Raw genomic sequence first — 17,976 nt, 5'->3', positions numbered from 1 at the left:
AGAGGATCATTAGGTTTAAGACCTATGGATCAGATGACGTAGGATCGGAGCGGTTCGAAGCCGTTGAACGCCACCGCCGAATAGGTGGTCGTGTAGGCGCCCGTGCCTTCGATGAGGATTTCATCACCGATGGTCAGCGAGACCGGCAGCGGATACGGCGTCTTTTCGTAAAGAACGTCCGCACTGTCGCAGGTCGGGCCGGCCAGCACGCATGGTTCGGTTTCGCTGCCGTCATGCGGGGTCACGATCTGGTAGCGGATCGCCTCGTCCATGGTTTCGGCGAGACCGCCGAACTTGCCAATGTCGAGATAGACCCAGCGCACATTGTCGTTGTCCGCCTTGCGGGAGACCAGAACCACCTCGGTCTTGATCACACCTGCATTGCCGACCATGCCGCGGCCCGGTTCGATGATGGTTTCCGGAATGCGGTTGCCGAAATGCTTGGACAGCGCGTCGAAGATCGCCATGCCGTAGGCCTGCGCGGTCGGCACGTCCTTGAGGTAACGGGTCGGGAAACCGCCGCCCATATTGACCATGCGCAGAACGATGCCTTCATCTGCAAGGGTGCGGAACACCTTGGCCGCATCGCCGAGCGCGCGATCCCATGCGGTGAGGTCCGTCTGCTGCGAGCCGACATGGAACGACACACCATAGGAATCGAGGCCGAGCGACTTTGCGTGGCGCAGAACGTCGGTGGCCATGGCAGGCACGCAGCCGAACTTGCGCGACAGCGGCCATTCGGCGCCTTCACCGTCGGTCAGCACGCGGCAGAACACGCGGCTGCCGGGAGCGGCGCGCGCAACCTTTTCCACTTCTTCCACGCAATCGACCGCATAAAGGCGAATGCCCAGCTCGAAAGCGCGCGCAATATCGCGCTCCTTCTTGATGGTGTTGCCATAGGAGATGCGGCTTGGCGTGGCGCCAGCTTCCAGTGCCATTTCAATCTCGGCAACCGAAGCAGTGTCGAAGCACGAACCGAGCGAGGCGAGCAGGCGCAGGATTTCCGGCGCGGGATTTGCCTTCACCGCATAGAAGATGCGCGAATAGGGCAAAGCCTTCTCGAAGCTCAGATAATTGTCGCGCACGACATCGGTGTCGACGACGAGGCAAGGACCGTCCGGACGTCGGGTGTTGAGGAAGTCAATGATACGCTGCGTTGCCATGGTCGTTCTCCCGCACGGCTTGTCTCTGCCGTTTGTAAGGGGACAAAGTGTGCATGAACGCATCCGCCGTGAAGCCAGCCTTTGGAGATGCTGATGTCACGCGAAAACTCATGCGGCGATGGAACAACGCTAAATCCGCGTTACTCCGCTTTGTCTGCCTTGGATTGGAATTGGAGAACCGCATCCGCACTTCTGGCAATGAAGGTGTGCCTCTTCAGTAATTTCGGCTTTTGGACAGCCGAAAGACACTAGAAAGGCCCGCACCGTCGTTGCTTCAAGATGTCCTCGATCTGGCGGTTGGCCATCAGATCGACTGGAGCGGTTAGGTCCAGGTACCGTACCGAATTCCTCACCATTCGAGGATCGGCGGACACCCACAGGCACGTGCGACTTTGGGCAAGCGCGATATAAGCGCAAAGTCGTGTCCATTCAATGACAAAAAATTGGATGAGCGAATTTATTTTTGGCAGGATCGCAGTGCGCTGCGCGCTTGCCATTGTTCAATATTAGTGAAACATTCGACACGCAGACCCGCCTCGGAAGAGCGTAAATATCCCGTTAATTGTTGCATGTTGTGAACAATGGCCAGTTTCGATCCCTTCAACGCCATCATTGCAAAAGCTGAAACGCCGCCAGTTCACGCATTGGAAGGGCCGCTTGAAGGCGAACGGCTCGCCGTAAAAGACATTTATGACGTTGCTGGAATGGTAACGGGATGCGGCAATCCGCAGATCGAGGCCGAATCACCCCCCGCCGAAAGATCGGCTCCGGTAGTGGAAAAGCTTCTCGCCGCCGGGGCGGAATTTGTCGGCAAAGCCCAGACCGACGAACTTGCCTTTTCGCTGATGGGGCAGAATTCGCATTTCCCCCATCCGATCAATCCGGCAGCCCCGGACCGCGTTACCGGCGGCTCATCGTCCGGTTCGGCGGCGGCTGTGGCAGGCAAGCTCGCCGACATTGCACTCGGGTCCGACACCGGTGGTTCCATTCGCGCTCCTGCAAGCTTTTGCGGCCTCGTGGGCCTGCGCACCACCCATGGCCGTATCCCGCTCGAAGGCATCATGCCACTTGCGCCGTCGCTCGATACGATCGGATGGTTTGCGCGCGACATAGAGCTTTACGACCGGGTGGGCGCGATCCTACTCGGCGAGGACGGCCAGCAATTCCGGCTGACGAAGCTTCTTTATATGCCGGTTCTGGAACAGCTTCTGCTGGGCGAGGCCGAAACGGATGCCTACCGCACCATGTTTGCCGAAGTGCGCCCGCACTTCGCGAGCCTCAAGGCGGCGAGCCAGCCGACGCTTTCGATAGATGAACTCTATCTGGTCTTCCGCCATATTCAGGGTGCGGAAGCCTGGGCGACGCATGGCGGCTGGATTTCTTCGGGTGATCGCAAGCTCGGTCCCGGCGTCGCAGACCGCTTTGCCTTCGGTGCGGAAATCGCCGCTGACCTCGTTACCAGCCAGCGCGTGCGCCGGGCGCAGTTCACGCAGGAACTTGAAAAGATCATCGGGAATGACGCCGTGTTGGCGCTGCCGACCGTACCGGGCGCGGCTCCGCTCGCGAAAGAACCTTTCGAGACCTTGCAGGCCTATCGCGAGCAGGCGTTGCGCCTGCTCTGCCTTTCGGTGCTTTCCGGCCTGCCGCAAATCACATTACCCTTGGGGCAGGTGCAGGGCGCGCCTTTCGGCATTTCGTTCATTGGGCCACGCGGCAGCGACCGGGCGCTGATCGCGCTGGCCGGAAACATCATCGGGAAGCGGGGCTAAACCATGGACACTCTGACACGTATGCGCGCCTTCATCGACGTGGTCGAGGCGGAAGGCTTTTCCGCCGCAGCGCGAAAAATCGGGCGTTCCAAGGCACTTCTTTCCAAATATGTGCGCGAACTGGAGGATGAGCTTGGCGCGCGCCTTCTCAACCGCACCACGCGGCAGTTCTCGCTGACCGAGGCCGGGCACACCTATTATCACCGCGCGGTCGAAATCATTCGCGAGATCGACGCGCTGCAGGATGCCGTCAGCGAAACCAGTTCCGATGCGCGCGGCCGCATCAAGCTGTCGGCCCCGCGCACTTTTGCCGATGCCGTTATCGGCCAGTCGCTCATCGATTTCTGCCTTGCCCATCCCGAAATCGTGCTCGACGTGCGGCTGGACGACCGTTTTGTCGATCTGGTGGAAGAAGGCTTCGACCTTGCGATCCGCATCACGCGCTTGCAGGATTCTTCCCTCATTGCAAAGAGGCTGTCGCCGTTCCATTCCGTCCTGTGCGGCGCGCCGGAACTGATTGCCCGCGTCGGCAAGCCCGAACGCCCCGAAGATCTGGCCGACCGGCCCTGCATCATCGATACCAATGCGCGCTCGCGCAACAACTGGCATTTCCGCAACACGGACGGCTCGATGATGACGGTTCCCGTCAACGGCCCGATTGAAGTGAATAGCCCCGTCGCCACAAAGAATGCCGCACTCGCCGGTCTTGGCTTCTCCATGCTGCCCGCCTTCATCGCCGAAGAAGAAATCGAGCGCGGCAGGCTGGTTTCCTGTCTCGACGAATTTATCGTGAAGGATGGCGGTATCTACGCGGTCTATCCGCACCGGCGTTATCTGCCCGCGAAAATCCGGGCACTCGTGGATTTTCTGACCCAATGGTTCAAGGACAGGGAAACCGGCTCGAAAGAAGGACGCTGAATTTGCGGACGACGTCCCACTTTCGCCGCCTTGCCGGTTAAACTTCAGCCAATATTCACGGAAACCCACATGCTGAACTCATCGTCATGGCTTAAAGGCGGGTTGAACCGGTCCGCCGCAGCGGCAATTCTGGTTGCAAGCCTTTTGCCTGCGCCCGCGCTTGCCCATCCGCATGTGTTCGCCGAAGCGCGGCTGGAGCTCACTGTCGCACCAGACGGCACCGTCGAGAAACTGGCGCATGTCTGGCGCTTCGATGACGTGTTCTCCTCAACCGTGCTGATGGAGTTCGACAAGAATGGCGACTTGCAGCTCGACAAAAACGAGTTGATCGATCTCGGTCATGTCATCAATGGTTCGATTGCCGAATTCAAATATTTCCAGACCGTTCTGGACAACGGCAAGGATGTGAAAATGGCAAGGCCGACCGATCTGGCCGCCGACTTTACTGACAATCGCCTGCTCATCATCTTCACCAGCAAGCCCGAAAAGCCGTTGAAGCTCGCAGCCGGCCACAAGATCAGCTTCGGCGTCTATGACCCGACCTTCTATACAGCCATCAATTACATGAATGACAGCGACCTGATCGTGAAGGGCCTGCCCGCAGGCTGCACATCCAAGGTCGTCCGCCCCGATCCGGACGAGGCGCTTGCCCAGAACCAGGCGACACTGACCGATGCATTCTTCAACGATCCGGCGGGTACGGACATGTCGAAAATCTTCGCAACCCGCCTTGAGATAGACTGTGAAGAGAAAGGAAAGACTGGCTGATGAGAAAACCGGCAGCCTTCGCTCTGGCCCTTTGCCTAACGATGATCGTCGCGCAAGCCTATGCGCAGTCCTCGCTCGGTATTGGCGCGAATGAGGTGGCGATGAAGCCGACCGGGCCTTTTGCGCATATCATCCTCTGGATGAACGAGCAGCAGCGCTCTTTCTATCTCGCCATGACCAATGCCTTGAAAGCCATGCGTGAAGACCCGTGGCAGGCTTCGGTTCTGGTCGGGCTTTCCTTCGTTTACGGCATTTTCCACGCGGCAGGGCCGGGCCATGGCAAGGCGGTGATTTCGTCTTATATGATCGCCAACGAAACGGCGCTGCGGCGCGGCATCTTCCTGTCGTTCATTTCATCGCTTTTGCAGGCGATCATGGCGATTGCCGTCGTGGGCCTTGCATGGTTCCTGCTGCGCGGCACCGGCATCTCGATGAACCAGACAGCGCGCTACATGGAGATCGCCAGTTTTGCGCTCGTCCTGTTTTTCGGCCTCTGGCTTCTGGCGCGCAAGCTGCCCCTGCTTTTCAGGAAGCGCGACAATGTGGACCCGGGCCCGACCGCATCGCTCTTTGCCGCAGCACCTGAACCGGCAATGGCTTCCGGCCCGGCATGGCAAGGCACGATTTCGCAAGCCACACGCGCGGCCGCGACCGGCAGTGCTGTCAGGCTGAATTACAAGCCCGCAACCGCTGCTGCATCGGACCACGTCTTCATCGGCGAAGGGGATGTGTGCGCGGCATGTGGCAATGCCCATATTGCCGATCCTTCGACGCTCGGCGACGATTTCAACTGGAAGACGGCCTGGTCAGCGATTTTGTCGGTGGGCTTGCGCCCGTGCTCGGGCGCGCTGATCGTGCTGACATTTGCGCTGTTGAACGGCTTGATGGTTGGCGGCCTGCTCTCGGTCTTCGCGATGGCCTTCGGCACATTCCTCACGGTGGCTGTTCTTGCCACGCTCGCCGTCACCGCCAAGAACACGGCGCTCCGCTTTGCGGGCAGCCAAGCCATGTCGGGTCGGCTGAAGGCGGCGATCGAAGTCGCCGCCGCCCTGTTCATCGCCCTGACGGGCGCGCTGCTGTTGAGCGCTTCGCTGGTGGGTTAATCCTTGTTTTGCCGCTTCGAGCGCAGCCAGAAAATCGCGAAGAAGCCCAAAACGAAAACAATCGGGAAGATGATCGCTGCGATTTGCGAGCGCTCGCCCAGCGCCAGCATGATGCTCGGCACGAAATAGGCCAGCACACCGAAGCCGATCAGAATGACGGCGGCGGCGATTGCCGGATTGCTCTTCTTGCGCTCAACCACCGTCACGAAACTCCTCCAGCTTCTTCTTCTGCTGACCGTCACTATCAAAGTTTTCCGGCGCAAGCCACGCCTGATAGGCTTGTTTCAAGGCAGGCCATTCGCTATCGAGAATGGAAAACCAGGCCGTATCGCGGTTTCGGCCCTTGGCCACCATATGCTGGCGGAAAATCCCCTCGAACTGAAACCCGAAACGCTCGGCAGCGCGCTTGGAAGGCCCGTTTTCGTTGTGGCACTTCCATTCATAGCGGCGGTAGCCAAGTTCGTCAAAAATATACTGCATGAAGAGGAACTGCGCTTCCGTGGCGGCGGGTTTGCGCGAAATCTGCGGGCCCCAATAAATGCTGCCGATCTCGATGACGCCATGGATGGGGTCTACGCGCATCAGCGCCTGCCGCCCGGCGACCTTGCCGCTCGCCTTGTCAATGACCGCGAAAAACAGCGGATCGTCGCTTTTGGATGCCTTTTCCAGCCACGGCTCGAATTCTGCGCGGGTCGCGGGGGGAAACTCGAACAGCCATGTAAAGCGCCGGTCCGCGTCCTCCACCGAGGAAGCGGCAAACAGTTCGTCGCCATGCTTCCCGGGGTCCAGCGGCTCCAGCCGCACATAGCGGCCTTCAAGCACTTTGCGTTCCGGCTTCGGACGCGGGGTCCAGTTTTGCAAATCAGTCATGCCAATACTCCCATTCGACCGGACAGGAGCATAAAAGAAGCGGGACGAAAACCGGATTATTGTTTCCGTGTCATTTTTCCCGAATGGCCGCACGGTCGACTGAAACAGCCTTCACCAGCGCCACCACCGCGTCATCGGCGCGCAACCCCAGTTCGTCCACCGAACGCCGCGTCAGTCGCGCCCCGAGGCGACGCCCGCGAAAGTCGAGCGCGACATAGGCGTTGGGGCCGTCATCCATCGTGATGGCCGTGACAGTCACCGGCAGGACATTGCGGATGCTGATCGCTTCCGGCGCCTTGCGGGCAATGGAAACATCGCGGGCGCGCACGCGCAGACGCACATGCATATCCTGTTTCAGCCCCGCGTCGCTGAGCTGGAACGACGCGCCGCCCAGATCGATCTCGGCCAGCTTGTAGCGCTCGTCGTAGAACGAAACCGTCCCTTCCAGAAGCACGCTGCCGCCTTCGCCCTCCGCATCGATCAGCGGAAAAACATCTGCCGCCGCGCCGCTTGCCGTTACCCGGCCAGCGGACAGAAGCACGATCTGGTCGGCCAGCCGCGCCACCTCGTCGATTTCATGGCTCACATAAACGATCGGCACGTGGCTTTCGTCGCGAAGGCGCTCGATAAAAGGCAGTATTTCCTGCCGACGTGCATGGTCGAGCGAGGAAAGCGGCTCATCCAACAGCAAGAGCGCCGGATCGGACAGAAGCGCGCGGCCGATGGCGACACGCTGGCGTTCCCCACCCGAAAGCGTTGACGGCCGCCGGTCGAGGAGATGGCCGATGCCGAGCAGCGCCACCACCTCGTCGAAGCTGCGCGAAGCCTGCCTGCGGCCTGCCCAGCGCGCATAGGTCAGGTTGCGCTTGACGCTCATATGCGGGAAAAGCCGGGCTTCCTGAAACACATAGCCGATGCGGCGCTTTTCCGGCGGCAAATCTAAGCCTTTTTCGGCATCGAACAGCGTGAAATCGCCAACGGCGATACGCCCGCTTTCGGGGCGGAGCGTTCCGGCAATCATTTTCAGGAGCGTCGTCTTGCCTGCACCGGAATGACCGAACAAGGCGGTCACGCCCCAATCGGCGGCGAAATCGGCCTCGACAGGGAACCTGCCATTGCGGCCCTTGATGGAAACAACAAGCGCGCTCATTTGGTTACCCCCGCGAGCCTGCGCTGCAGCCATTCGGAAAGCACCACGGCAGCCACGGAAATGGCGGCGGATATGGCGATCAGCCGGAATGCTTCCGCGTCGCCAGATGGGATCTGCATCAGGGCATAAATGGCAAGCGAGAGGGTCTGCGTTTCGCCCGGAATGTTGGAAACGAAAGTGATCGTGGCGCCGAACTCGCCCAGAGCCTTGGCAAAGCCAAGCACCGCGCCCGCCAGAACGCCGGGCAGCAAGGGCGGCAGAACGACGGTGAAAAAGGCCGTGAACCGGCTTGCGCCCAACGTGCGCGCCGCTTCCTCAAGCCCGCGATCCAGCCCTTCGATCGAAAGCCTGATCGGGCGGACAAGGAGCGGAAACGCCATCACGCCGGCAGCGAGCGCGGCGCCCGTCCAGCGAAAGGAAAAGGAAAGGCCGAACCATTCCTGCAAGGGGGCACCGACCGCGCCCCTTGCGCCAAACAGGATCAGGAGCAGATAGCCCGTCACCACTGGCGGCAGAACGAGCGGCATGGTGACAATGGCCTGCGCCAGCGACTTGCCCGGAAAATTGAACCGGGCAAGAACCCATGCCACGACAAAGGCGACTGGCAGAGCAACAATGATGGCTATTCCGGCAACCCGGAGCGACAGAGACACGATCTGCCAGACATTGCCTTCCATCATTTATTTTGCGGCCTCCGCAGCGCCGACGAAGCCCTTGTCCTTGATGATCGCCTGACCGGCATCGCTTTCAAGGAAAGCAAGGAAAGCCTTGGCGGCATCGGTTTCGTTTTTCGCTACAAGCGCCGCAGGGTAGAGGATCGGCGCATGGCTGTCAGCCGGGAAGCGATAGGCTTCGACCAGTTCGGGCGCCGCGGCCCGGTCCGATGCGTAAACGATGGCAGCCTTGACTTCGCCGCGGCTGACATATTGCAGCGCAACGCGCACATTTTCGGTAAAGACCGCGTTCTTTTCGACATCCTTCCAGATATCGAGTTTTTCCAGCGCTGCCTTGCCGTACTTGCCTGCCGGAACATTCGACGGATCGCCCATGGCGAAACGGCCTGCGCCCAAAAGCTCTTTCGCTTCGCCCTTCGGCGTGTCCTTCTGCGTTGCAACTACCAGCGCATTGCCCGCGATCACCTTGCGTGAAGGCTTGTCGATGGCATCGGCCTTTTCGACATAATCCATCCAGTCGAGATCGGCTGAAATGAAAATCTGCGCCGGAGCGCCCTGCTCGATCTGTTTGGCAAGAACCGATGAAGACGCAAACGACGCGACGACTTCCGTACCGTCCTTGTCCTTCATCTGCCGGGCTGCTTCCTCAATGACGTCCTTCATGCTGGCGGCGGCGAAAACGGTCACCTTCTCGGCAGCATGAGCAACCGAGGCGGCACCGGCAGCAACAGCGATGAGAAATGCGGCGGTCAGCTTCTTCATGAATATCCTCCATATCGCCTGCAAGGGCAGGCAAACCATCATCCGCCGGAAAACCGGCGTTGTTCCTGTTCGGGCATCGGAAATCCGAATGCTCCGACTTGCGATGATGGGTGTGATGGAGGCAAACGCGACCCGGATGCCGTCAAACCCTTGATGCACGGGCGTCCATGCAAAAGCCGCCCCAAAATTGCGTAACGAATTCAGACCGTTCCGCAACCAGCGCCACCATAATGCGGTAAAATCCGTTTGGCCAGCCCCGGCAAAGGGCGTGCGACATCAGCTACCGATATGCTTGTGCGCCCCGCGCTTCTCGGCAAGCTTCACCTGCTTCTGGCGCTCTGCATAACGGGCACGGTCTTCCGGCGTCCGCTCGTCATAGCAGCCAGCGCAGGAAACGCCTTCCTCGAAAAACTGCGAAAGCTTGTCTTCCGGCGAAATCGGGCGGCGGCAGGCACGGCACAGTTCGACGTCGCTCTCAGCAAGGCCGTGGCCAACGGCCACCCGCTCATCGAAAACGAAGCACTCGCCCTTCCACATGCTATCTTCACGCGGGACTTCTTCAAGATATTTCAGGATACCGCCCTTGAGATGGAAGACATCCTCGAAGCCCAGCCCCTTGACGAAGGCCGTAGCCTTTTCGCAGCGAATGCCGCCGGTGCAGAACATGGCGATCTTCTTGCCTTCAAGCTTGTCACGGTTCTGCTCCACCCATTCCGGAAACTCGCGAAAAGTCCTGGTCTGCGGATCGATCGCCCCTTCAAATGTGCCGATGGCATATTCATAGTCGTTGCGCGTATCGACAACGACTGTGTTCTCGTCGGCGATGAGCGCATTCCAGTCCTGCGGCGCGACATAAGTGCCCACGCTCTTCAACGGATCGATACCCTCGACGCCCATGGTAACGATCTCCCGCTTCAACCGCACTTTCATGCGATGGAACGGCATTTCGCTCGCGTGGGAATATTTGAGTTCGGGTTGCGCCAGACCGGGAATGGCCGTGATGTGCTGAACGAGCTTTTCAATCGCCCCGGCAGTGCCCGCGACCGTCCCGTTGATGCCTTCCGCCGCAAGAAGCAGCGTTCCTTTGATGCCGTTCGAGCAGCAAAGCTGAGCCAGCGGCTCGCGCAGGCTCTCATATTGCGGCAGGGGCGCAAAGCAATAAAGGGCGGCAACGGTGAAAGGCAAATTGCTCATCGGTTCTGTCTTCTTTGAAAATTCACCTCGCAACTAATCCCCGCAAACGGCGAATTCAAGTCCACTTTATCCTCATGCGTCGAAGTCGCCCCAAAATCGGTCTTGGAGATCAACTTTCGAGGAGCAATAGATGTTCGACAGCCAAACGATTGCAGCCCTGACGACAATGGCAAAGGACGCGGAGATTGATGCAGCCGCCTTGCTGGCAATTGCGGAAGTCGAGAGCGGCGGTCGCGCGCTTTACAACGTCAATGGCGGCGAGGAACCGGCCATCCGGTTTGAGGGACATTATTTCGACCGCAGGCTTTCCGGACGCATGCGCGACTATGCAAGGAGCAGCGGCCTGTCAGCCCCGGTTGCGGGAAAGATACGCAATCCGAAATCCCAAGGCGAGCGCTGGCTTCTGCTCGAACGCGCCATGGGCTTGAACAAAAAGGCAGCGCTTGAATCCACATCCTGGGGGTTGGGGCAGGTCATGGGCGCGCATTGGGAATGGCTTGGCTATGCGACCGTTGACGACCTTGTGGCGGAAGCACGCGGTTCGGTTGCCGGGCAAGCGAAGCTGATGCTGCGCTTCATCGAAAAGGCGGAGCTTCTTGAAGTGTTGAAGGATCGCAACTGGCGGGAATTCGCGCGTCGCTACAACGGTCCTGCATTCGCCCGCAACGAATATGACAAGCGCATGGCCGAAGCCCATCAGCGCTGGCAAAAACAGCTCGACACGCTTAAAAGAGCCGCATGAAGAGCTAGCTTTCGGCGGTGGACAAACCGCCGGCAGCGATTTAAATCGATTTATCACTCCAACAGCCGAGCAAGCCGATGTCCCAGAAAACCGACCTTCTCGTTCCCATCATGACAGGCCAGCCGGTTATTCCGGTTCTGTTGATTGACAGGGTGGAACATGCTGTTCCGCTGGCGCGCGCGCTCGCCAAGGGCGGGTTGCCCGCCATCGAGATCACCTTGCGCACGGCTGCGGCCCTTGATGCCATCCGTGCGGTAGCGTCGGAAGTTCCAGAAGCGATCGTCGGAGCCGGAACGATCCTCAACGCCAAACAGTATGAGGATGCGGCGAAGGCCGGTTCGCGCTTCATCGTCAGCCCCGGCGCAACGAAGTATATCGTCGCAGCCGCCAATGACAGCGACGTGCCGCTCCTGCCCGCCGCCATAACGCCGAGCGAGATGCTGGCGCTCCGCGAGGAAGGCTACACCCATCTGAAATTCTTCCCCGCTGAACAGGCCGGCGGCGCATCGTTCCTGAAGGCTTTATCCTCGCCGCTCGCGGGAACCGTCTTCTGCCCGACCGGCGGCATCAGCCTTGCCAATGCCAAAAATTACCTCTCGCTGCCCAACGTTGTCTGTGTCGGCGGCTCATGGGTTGCACCGAAGGAACTGGTCGAGGCAGGTGATTGGGATGCTATTACCGGGCTTGCGAGCGAAGCGGCTCGCCTGAAAGGCTGATCAAGCCGAAATGGGAACATAATAAAGGGGCTCTTTCGGGCCCCTTTTCTTTCGGTTTGTTATGATCTGACCGATAATCAGTTGGTTTCGGTAAACTTCGCCACCGTCAGGAAGGTAACAGCACTGCCGCTGAACTGGTTGGCGCGTTCGGTCGGCAGATTGCCGCGCTGGAAGCCTGCCGTATAGACCATGGCGGGAGCGGAACGCAGCGCATCGTTGCGGAGAACCGGGTTGGTCACCGGCACAGCGCTGGAAACGGATTCCGTCGACAGGGCAACTTCAGAAGCGGGGATCACGGCAGGCTGAACCACCGCACGCGGTGTGGATTGGGCCTTGGCGACGTAGCGCCCACCCTTTGCCGTGGCGCGAACGCCCGTCTCGGCGGCCTTGCCAATCGCCGCAGCCTTCTTATGGACAGCGGCAGAAGCCGTCGCAGTCGCCTTGGCTGGCGCGGTGCGGGCCACCGAAGCCGTCTGTACAGGTGCCGGAGCCTGCTTCGGAGCGGCGTCAGCAACCGGCTTGCTGTCATAATAATCGTCGGAAGGCGGTGCTATCAGCTCGCCGATCTCATCCTTCTTGGAAAGCAGGGCAAGCTGTGTGTTGGCGCGCGGCGCTTCCTTCGGCAGCGGGAAAGCTGCCGTTTCACCCGGCTGCGGCACGTCAACATTGCCAGCCTCGGCGACTTGTGTCGGCTCGGCCTGCTCGCTGTTGACGAGCGCGGCAATCGCATCCTGGCCGCTCTCGGCAGGTTTTTCGCCCGGGCGCATCGGACGGGCTGTCGGAATCACCGCGGCGGCGAGTTGCATATTATCCGTCTCAAGCTGCGGCCGCGCCGACGGTACCGGCACAAAACCGTTCATCAGCGACGACGGCACGCCGGCATCGGCAACCTGAACCGTGTTTGCATCCACGGCAGCGCGAGCGGCGGCTGCAGCGTCGGCAGGTTCGGCTGCGGCAAGCGCCACGGCATCCTGCGGCGCCATCGCCGGTTTGCGGGCCGGAATCGGAACGTTGAGCGCGGCCACCGGAACTTCCGCTGCGGCCTGTGCCTGGGCATCGAGCCCCGCTTCCGGACGCGGCGCCTGCATCGGCACGGGAGCCTCGCGGGCAGGCAAGGCGGCAACCATCGTTTCACGCGGCTGCTGGACCGGCTCTTCCGGAGCCGCCGGGGCCTGACGCGCAGGCACCGCGCGAGCAGGACGTGCGGAAGCCGGTGGAGCGCTTACTTCACCGCCGCTTTCTTCTTCTTCATCAGCGCCGCCGCCGAACAGCGCGCCGAACAGGCTCTTGCTGCGACGAGGCGATGAGTTGCTGGCCACCATGACCTCTCCGCCGCCAGCCTTGCGTTTTTCGATCATGGCCAGCGCCTGCTCATAACCGGGCAGTGGCTTGCCGTCCGCCGGAAGATGCGCGGTTTTGCCATCCGGGAACAGCGCGAGCAGTTCGCGGCGGCTCATGCGCGGCCAGGAGCGGACATTGCCGACATCCATATGGACGAAAGGCGAGCCGGAACGCGGATAATAGCCGACGCCGCCGATCTGGTAGCGCATGCCGATGCCGCGCAGCTTCGCCAGAGGAACGCCGGGAATGTAGAAGTCCATCGCGCGGCCAAGCATGTGCTGGCTCTTCTTGGCGACGCCGGTATTCGCGGAACGCGAACGCAGCATGGCGTTGGTTGCCGGCGAACGGTAAGCGGAGACGACGGTAATATACTGGCTGGAGCCGGTGGAGCGATAAACCTGCCAGATCAGATCGAACAGGCGCGGGTCCATCTTGGTCGGCTCGTTGCGGCGCCAGTCACGCAGGAAAACGTTCAGCTTCTTCAGACCCTGCGCATCGAAGCGCCCATTTCTCTTGAAGACGATCTCCGCCTTTTCACCGGTATGAACGTAATAGAGCTTGAGAGAGCGGGTTTCAGCCGATGCCTGCGCGGGAGACAGCGCCAGGACAGCCGCAGCGACGGCAAGGGCAGACGGAACGGACGCGGATACCTTCATCCTGGCCTTTATTCCGGTCCACACCTTCGCAAAGCGCGCTTTAATGGTCGATATGCTGCTCATCGAATCGTATCGCCTTACCGTTTTCCGCCCCCAGAGGCATTCTCCAGGCTTCCCTCAGGGCTTTCTTTGTGGTGTCACAAAAAGCCTGCGCCCCAGTTCCGCTCGAACTCCGATTGTCGGATTTAATGGTTAATGGACGCTTAGTGAACAACAAATGAGGAGACACCATGGCAAAAAAGCCACACACGTGCACCTATTTTCGCCATGGTAAAAAAATTATTAACAGTCTTTAATTCGCAACAGTACCTGCGAGCACCGACAGGCTGTCCATGATAAACGTCTGAAATTCAGTATGTTAGGTGAAATGGGTCAGCCCGCGATACGGTTGAAAGGGGTGATATCGGCCTCTTCCTCGCCCCCCGATCCCTTGCCGGAGATCGACGCCACATCGATGCCATATTCCTTCAGCTTGCGGTAAAGCGTGGTTCTTCCGATGCCCAGACGCCGGGCGACTTCGCTGATCTGTCCATCATAATGGGCGATTGCGAACCGGATCATTTCCTCCTCGGCTGCAGCAAGCGTGCGAACCTCGCCGGTCCCGTCTATTCCACTGAACAGACCGGCCGAAGTCACGCCTAGATCCTGATCGACAAGGTTAAACCGGGCGGATTGCTGTACGGACCTTGCAGCCTCGCTGCCGGCACCGATCTGCGCGAAATCACCCGCTGTCAGCTCGCCAGTGTCGCAGAGGATCACAGCACGGTAAACGGCATTTTTCAGTTCCCGCACATTGCCGGGCCAATGGTAGGCCTTCAGCTTTTCCAGCGCATGGGTGGCGATGCCGGTGATATGCCCCATCCGCTCCTCGCTGACAAAGCGCATCATGAACTGATGCAGGAGGATCGGAATATCTTCCGGACGATTGCGCAAGGGCGGCATGGTTACGGCAAAGGAGCCAAGCAGGTGGTAAAGCCCGGCGTGAAAACGTCCCATGTCGACAAGTTCTGCCAGCGGGCGGCTGTTCGATGCCATGATGCGCGCGTTGGAAAGCGTGCGCTCGCCGCCGGTTTCGAACTGGCCGGATTGCATCGCGGCAAAAAGCTTGATCTGCGTGTGGCGCGGCAGCGCGCCGACTTCGTCGAGGAAAAGCGTGCCGCCATCGGCTTCCGCAAGCTTTCCCAGACTGCTAAGCGCATCGCCGTCCCGGCGGTCGCGGCGTGCTGTTGAAACACCGAAAAAAACTTCGTCGGCATTGTCCACCGTAAGGGTGCGACAGTCGACCGTCACGAAAGGACCGCGCCAGCGGACGCTGCCGCTGCAAATGGCGCGCGCCAGCGTCTCCTTGCCGCTGCCGGGCTCTCCCTCGATCAAGAGCGGCGCGTCCAGCGCCGAAGCCCGGCGCGCCAGAATGCCGACCCGTTCCATCTCCGGGCTTTTGATCGCCATATCGGAAAGCGTCAGATGGGCTTTCAGGGAAGAGCGGGCGCGGCGGATTTCCTGCGTCAGCGCATCGATCTTCAGCACATTGGAAACGGAAACCTGCACGCGCTCGAAGGCGACCGGCTTGGTCACGAAATCGACCGCACCCATTTTTATGGCCTGGAGAACCGGCTGGAGATCGTCGTTCTGGACGAGAACGATCACCGGAACGCTGCTCCCAGCTTCGCGCATGCGCCGCAGGACGGTCAGTCCATCCATATCCGGCATCGACAGATCGAGCAGCATAAGGACAATATCCTTGCGCTGGCCGACGAAGCTGAGTGCACTGGCCCCGCCATCCGCCAGAATGGTCCGATAGCCCATGCGCATGACTATCGCTTCCAGATTGCGTCGATGGATCGGATCGTCATCCGCTATGAGTATGCGCGTGGCCATTAACAGTTATCAACACCTATGGAGTTCCCGCGCCCGAAATACTTAAACAGTTTAAATGTCTCGTATTCTAGGCGCGTTATTTGGTGGCAAGCCTTCGGTGAATGCAAGGTACTAAAATGTGCCTCAGTGTCCCATTTCACAAAATTTGTATCCTGAATTCATTTCCTGCGTCGACCATCCGCTTCTTCGCCAGTCTGATTATTCGTCAGTCTGGAGGGGCAAGCCCTCACAAATGATCGAAGCCCTTTTCCCACCTCTTGGCGATCATGACAAGACATGCGAGAAGGAGCTTGACAGAGCGGCTCCGGCTGGCGCCGGATCGCGGCGCCGCTCTGTCTGTTTGGTTGTACGCATTATCCGACGAAAAACCGCTTCGCACTTTTTCTGGAAATGCTCTTGGAGAATGTTCATGACCCGTTTTTCAGAATCCGTTTCCTTCAACAAAGTTTTGCATGCGCCTGCCAGCGATGCGGCAGCAGGCGAAAAGGCTAATCTCGGTACTCTGCCGGAATGGAATCTGGCCGATCTTTATCCATTAGCCGACAGCCCGGAGCTGAAAAGCGATATCGAGAAGGCCATAAAGGATGCCGCGGCCTTTGAAGAACGCTGGAAGGGCAAGCTCGGCGATGAAGCGGCCAAGCCCAGTGGCGGCAACTTTGCCGATGCGATCAGGGAATTTGAGGCACTTGATGAGCTCATGGGCCGCATCGGCTCTTTCGCTGGCCTTTATTACTACGGCGACACCACCGACCCGAAGCGGATGAAGCTTTTCGGCGATACGCAGCAAAAGCTGACCGACGCCAGCACGTACCTCATTTTCTTCGGCCTGGAACTGAACCGCATTGATGATGCCGTTCTGGAAAAAGCGATGAACGACAATGCAGCCATCGGCCATTACCGACCATGGCTCAACGATCTGCGCCTCGACAAGCCGTACCAGCTTGACGACAAGCTGGAGCAGCTTTTCCATGAAAAGTCAGTCACCGGCTACAGCGCCTGGAACCGGCTGTTCGATGAAACCATGTCGGGGCTTCGTTTTGAAATCGACGGCAAGGAACTGAGCATCGAGCCGACCTTGAACATGCTTCAGGACGCTGACGGCGCTGTACGCAAGAAGGCATCGGAAGCACTGGCAAAGACCTTCGCGGCCAATCTGCGCACCTTCACTCTGATCACCAACACGCTTGCCAAGGACAAGGAAATCTCCGATCGCTGGCGCGGTTTTCAGGACATCGCCGATAGCCGCCACCTCGCCAACCGCGTCGAGCGGGACGTGGTGGATGCGCTTGCCAAGGCGGTGGAGGATGCCTATCCGCGCCTGTCGCACCGCTATTACAGGCTGAAAGCCAAGTGGCTCGGCCTTGAAAAGCTCGAAAACTGGGATCGCAACGCCCCGTTGCCGGAAACGCCACAGGCGCTGATCCCATGGGACAAGGCACGCGAAACCGTCCTTTCCGCCTATGGCAATTTCGCGCCGGAAATGGCCGAGATCGCGAAGAAGTTTTTCGACAGGAACTGGATTGATGCGCCAGTCCGTCCCGGCAAGGCACCGGGCGCGTTCGCGCATCCGACCGTGCCATCGGCGCATCCTTATGTGCTGCTCAACTATATGGGCAAGCCGCGCGATGTGATGACGCTGGCGCATGAGCTGGGTCATGGCGTGCATCAGGTTCTGGCGGGCAGTCAGGGCGCGCTGATGGCCTCAACCCCGCTGACGCTCGCAGAAACCGCATCCGTGTTCGGTGAAATGCTGACTTTCCGCTCGCTGCTGGCCGCGACGAAGGACAAGCGTGAGCGCAAGGCCATGCTGGCGCAGAAGGCCGAGGACATGATCAATACGGTCGTGCGCCAGATCGCCTTCTATCAGTTCGAGCGCCGTGTCCACACCGAGCGCCGTGAAGGCGAACTGACCGCGGAACGCATCGGTGAAATCTGGATGGATGTGCAGCGCGAAAGCCTTGGCGATGCCGTCAATCTCAATCCGGGTTACGAGACCTTCTGGACCTATATCCCGCATTTCATCCATTCGCCGTTCTATGTCTATGCCTATGCTTTCGGTGATTGCCTCGTGAATTCGCTCTATGCGGTTTACCAGAACTCCGAACAGGGCTTCCAGCAGAAGTATTTCGACATGCTGAAGGCTGGCGGCACCAAGCACCACAAGGAATTGCTTGCGCCATTTGGCCTCGATGCAACCGATCCGGACTTCTGGAGCAAGGGCCTGTCGGTGATCGAAGGCATCATCGATGAACTCGAAGCCATGGAAGACTGA

General features: G+C 59.6%; 16 protein-coding genes. 7 read left to right on the top strand and 9 right to left on the bottom strand.

What is annotated here, in order from left to right; translation table 11 throughout:
* Positions 1–29 precede the first annotated feature (29 nt).
* Positions 30–1,163 (bottom strand): ornithine/lysine decarboxylase, encoded by a 1,134-nt coding sequence (odc2, locus tag F9K78_RS08895; RefSeq protein ID WP_121985428.1) that lies wholly within the window; start codon positions 1,161–1,163, stop codon positions 30–32.
* Between the two features lie 581 nt (positions 1,164–1,744).
* Between odc2 and F9K78_RS08890 the strand changes: the two genes are divergently transcribed.
* The 4 genes from F9K78_RS08890 to F9K78_RS08875 all read left to right on the top strand — a co-directional run bounded on the left by F9K78_RS08890 (position 1,745) and on the right by F9K78_RS08875 (position 5,721).
* Positions 1,745–2,932 (top strand): amidase, encoded by a 1,188-nt coding sequence (locus tag F9K78_RS08890; RefSeq protein WP_121985429.1) that lies wholly within the window; start codon positions 1,745–1,747, stop codon positions 2,930–2,932.
* A gap of 3 nt (positions 2,933–2,935) precedes the next feature.
* Positions 2,936–3,850: a LysR family transcriptional regulator gene (locus F9K78_RS08885; protein WP_121983467.1), complete on the top strand. Its 915-nt coding sequence runs from the start codon at positions 2,936–2,938 to the stop codon at positions 3,848–3,850.
* A 69-nt stretch (positions 3,851–3,919) separates the two neighbouring features.
* Complete coding sequence (locus F9K78_RS08880) at positions 3,920–4,618, top strand: DUF1007 family protein (RefSeq protein ID WP_121985430.1); 699 nt, start codon at positions 3,920–3,922, stop codon at positions 4,616–4,618.
* Positions 4,618–5,721, top strand: a complete 1,104-nt coding sequence (locus F9K78_RS08875; protein WP_121985431.1) for a nickel/cobalt transporter — start codon at positions 4,618–4,620, stop codon at positions 5,719–5,721. Before F9K78_RS08880 ends, F9K78_RS08875 begins: the two co-directional genes overlap by 1 nt.
* On the opposite strand, the gene F9K78_RS08870 is transcribed toward F9K78_RS08875, so the two are convergent.
* The 6 genes from F9K78_RS08870 to trhO form a co-directional block, all read right to left on the bottom strand.
* The gene (locus F9K78_RS08870; protein WP_121983464.1) at positions 5,718–5,927 is read right to left on the bottom strand and encodes a hypothetical protein; all 210 of its coding nucleotides are present in this window, start codon (positions 5,925–5,927) and stop codon (positions 5,718–5,720) included. The two genes, F9K78_RS08875 and F9K78_RS08870, sit on opposite strands and share 4 nt — an antisense overlap.
* On the bottom strand, positions 5,914–6,591 hold the full coding sequence (locus F9K78_RS08865) for a GNAT family N-acetyltransferase (RefSeq protein WP_121983463.1): 678 nt from the start codon (positions 6,589–6,591) through the stop codon (positions 5,914–5,916). The genes F9K78_RS08870 and F9K78_RS08865 overlap by 14 nt, the downstream gene beginning before the upstream one ends.
* A 70-nt stretch (positions 6,592–6,661) precedes the next feature.
* Entirely contained in the window at positions 6,662–7,741 is a 1,080-nt protein-coding gene (gene modC, locus F9K78_RS08860) for a molybdenum ABC transporter ATP-binding protein (protein WP_121985432.1), read from the bottom strand.
* On the bottom strand, positions 7,738–8,421 hold the full coding sequence (modB, locus tag F9K78_RS08855) for a molybdate ABC transporter permease subunit (RefSeq protein ID WP_121985433.1): 684 nt from the start codon (positions 8,419–8,421) through the stop codon (positions 7,738–7,740). The genes modC and modB overlap by 4 nt, the downstream gene beginning before the upstream one ends.
* Positions 8,422–9,177, bottom strand: a complete 756-nt coding sequence (gene modA / locus F9K78_RS08850) for a molybdate ABC transporter substrate-binding protein (protein WP_121985434.1) — start codon at positions 9,175–9,177, stop codon at positions 8,422–8,424.
* Between the two features lie 276 nt (positions 9,178–9,453).
* Entirely contained in the window at positions 9,454–10,371 is a 918-nt protein-coding gene (gene trhO, locus F9K78_RS08840) for an oxygen-dependent tRNA uridine(34) hydroxylase TrhO (RefSeq protein WP_121985435.1), read from the bottom strand.
* A 130-nt stretch (positions 10,372–10,501) separates the two neighbouring features.
* On the opposite strand from trhO, the gene F9K78_RS08835 reads away from it, so the two are divergent.
* Together F9K78_RS08835 and F9K78_RS08830 are read left to right on the top strand one after the other, a co-directional pair.
* Positions 10,502–11,113 (top strand): N-acetylmuramidase family protein, encoded by a 612-nt coding sequence (locus tag F9K78_RS08835; RefSeq protein WP_121985436.1) that lies wholly within the window; start codon positions 10,502–10,504, stop codon positions 11,111–11,113.
* Positions 11,114–11,190: 77 nt separating this feature from the next.
* Complete coding sequence (locus F9K78_RS08830; RefSeq protein WP_121985437.1) at positions 11,191–11,829, top strand: 2-dehydro-3-deoxy-phosphogluconate aldolase; 639 nt, start codon at positions 11,191–11,193, stop codon at positions 11,827–11,829.
* 77 nt (positions 11,830–11,906) lie between these two features.
* Here the strand turns inward: F9K78_RS08830 and F9K78_RS08825 are convergent, their stop codons facing one another.
* Positions 11,907–13,826 carry a DUF882 domain-containing protein gene (locus F9K78_RS08825; RefSeq protein WP_253124926.1) on the bottom strand — a complete coding sequence of 640 codons (1,920 nt, stop codon included), beginning with the start codon at positions 13,824–13,826 and terminating at the stop codon, positions 11,907–11,909.
* Positions 13,827–14,198: 372 nt separating this feature from the next.
* Complete coding sequence (locus F9K78_RS08815; RefSeq protein ID WP_121985439.1) at positions 14,199–15,704, bottom strand: sigma-54-dependent transcriptional regulator; 1,506 nt, start codon at positions 15,702–15,704, stop codon at positions 14,199–14,201.
* A 409-nt stretch (positions 15,705–16,113) separates the two neighbouring features.
* Here F9K78_RS08815 and F9K78_RS08810 point away from each other — a divergent pair, with 409 nt between their 5' ends.
* The gene (locus F9K78_RS08810; RefSeq protein ID WP_121985440.1) at positions 16,114–17,976 is read left to right on the top strand and encodes a M3 family oligoendopeptidase; all 1,863 of its coding nucleotides are present in this window, start codon (positions 16,114–16,116) and stop codon (positions 17,974–17,976) included.

It is taken from the genome of Brucella pseudintermedia, assembly GCF_008932435.1.
Taxonomy (GTDB): domain Bacteria; phylum Pseudomonadota; class Alphaproteobacteria; order Rhizobiales; family Rhizobiaceae; genus Brucella; species Brucella pseudintermedia.
Note: the sequence above shows the minus strand (reverse complement) of the source record. Positions and strands in the feature narration are given on the sequence as shown.

Coding starts and splice junctions, on each gene's coding strand:
- odc2 (WP_121985428.1), bottom strand. CDS start 1,163: ATGGCAACGCAGCGTATCATTGACTTCCTCAACACCCGACGTCCGGAC.
- F9K78_RS08890 (WP_121985429.1), top strand. CDS start 1,745: ATGGCCAGTTTCGATCCCTTCAACGCCATCATTGCAAAAGCTGAAACG.
- F9K78_RS08885 (WP_121983467.1), top strand. CDS start 2,936: ATGGACACTCTGACACGTATGCGCGCCTTCATCGACGTGGTCGAGGCG.
- F9K78_RS08880 (WP_121985430.1), top strand. CDS start 3,920: ATGCTGAACTCATCGTCATGGCTTAAAGGCGGGTTGAACCGGTCCGCC.
- F9K78_RS08875 (WP_121985431.1), top strand. CDS start 4,618: ATGAGAAAACCGGCAGCCTTCGCTCTGGCCCTTTGCCTAACGATGATC.
- F9K78_RS08865 (WP_121983463.1), bottom strand. CDS start 6,591: ATGACTGATTTGCAAAACTGGACCCCGCGTCCGAAGCCGGAACGCAAA.
- modC (WP_121985432.1), bottom strand. CDS start 7,741: ATGAGCGCGCTTGTTGTTTCCATCAAGGGCCGCAATGGCAGGTTCCCT.
- modB (WP_121985433.1), bottom strand. CDS start 8,421: ATGATGGAAGGCAATGTCTGGCAGATCGTGTCTCTGTCGCTCCGGGTT.
- modA (WP_121985434.1), bottom strand. CDS start 9,177: ATGAAGAAGCTGACCGCCGCATTTCTCATCGCTGTTGCTGCCGGTGCC.
- trhO (WP_121985435.1), bottom strand. CDS start 10,371: ATGAGCAATTTGCCTTTCACCGTTGCCGCCCTTTATTGCTTTGCGCCC.
- F9K78_RS08835 (WP_121985436.1), top strand. CDS start 10,502: ATGTTCGACAGCCAAACGATTGCAGCCCTGACGACAATGGCAAAGGAC.
- F9K78_RS08830 (WP_121985437.1), top strand. CDS start 11,191: ATGTCCCAGAAAACCGACCTTCTCGTTCCCATCATGACAGGCCAGCCG.
- F9K78_RS08825 (WP_253124926.1), bottom strand. CDS start 13,826: ATGAAGGTATCCGCGTCCGTTCCGTCTGCCCTTGCCGTCGCTGCGGCT.
- F9K78_RS08815 (WP_121985439.1), bottom strand. CDS start 15,704: ATGGCCACGCGCATACTCATAGCGGATGACGATCCGATCCATCGACGC.
- F9K78_RS08810 (WP_121985440.1), top strand. CDS start 16,114: ATGACCCGTTTTTCAGAATCCGTTTCCTTCAACAAAGTTTTGCATGCG.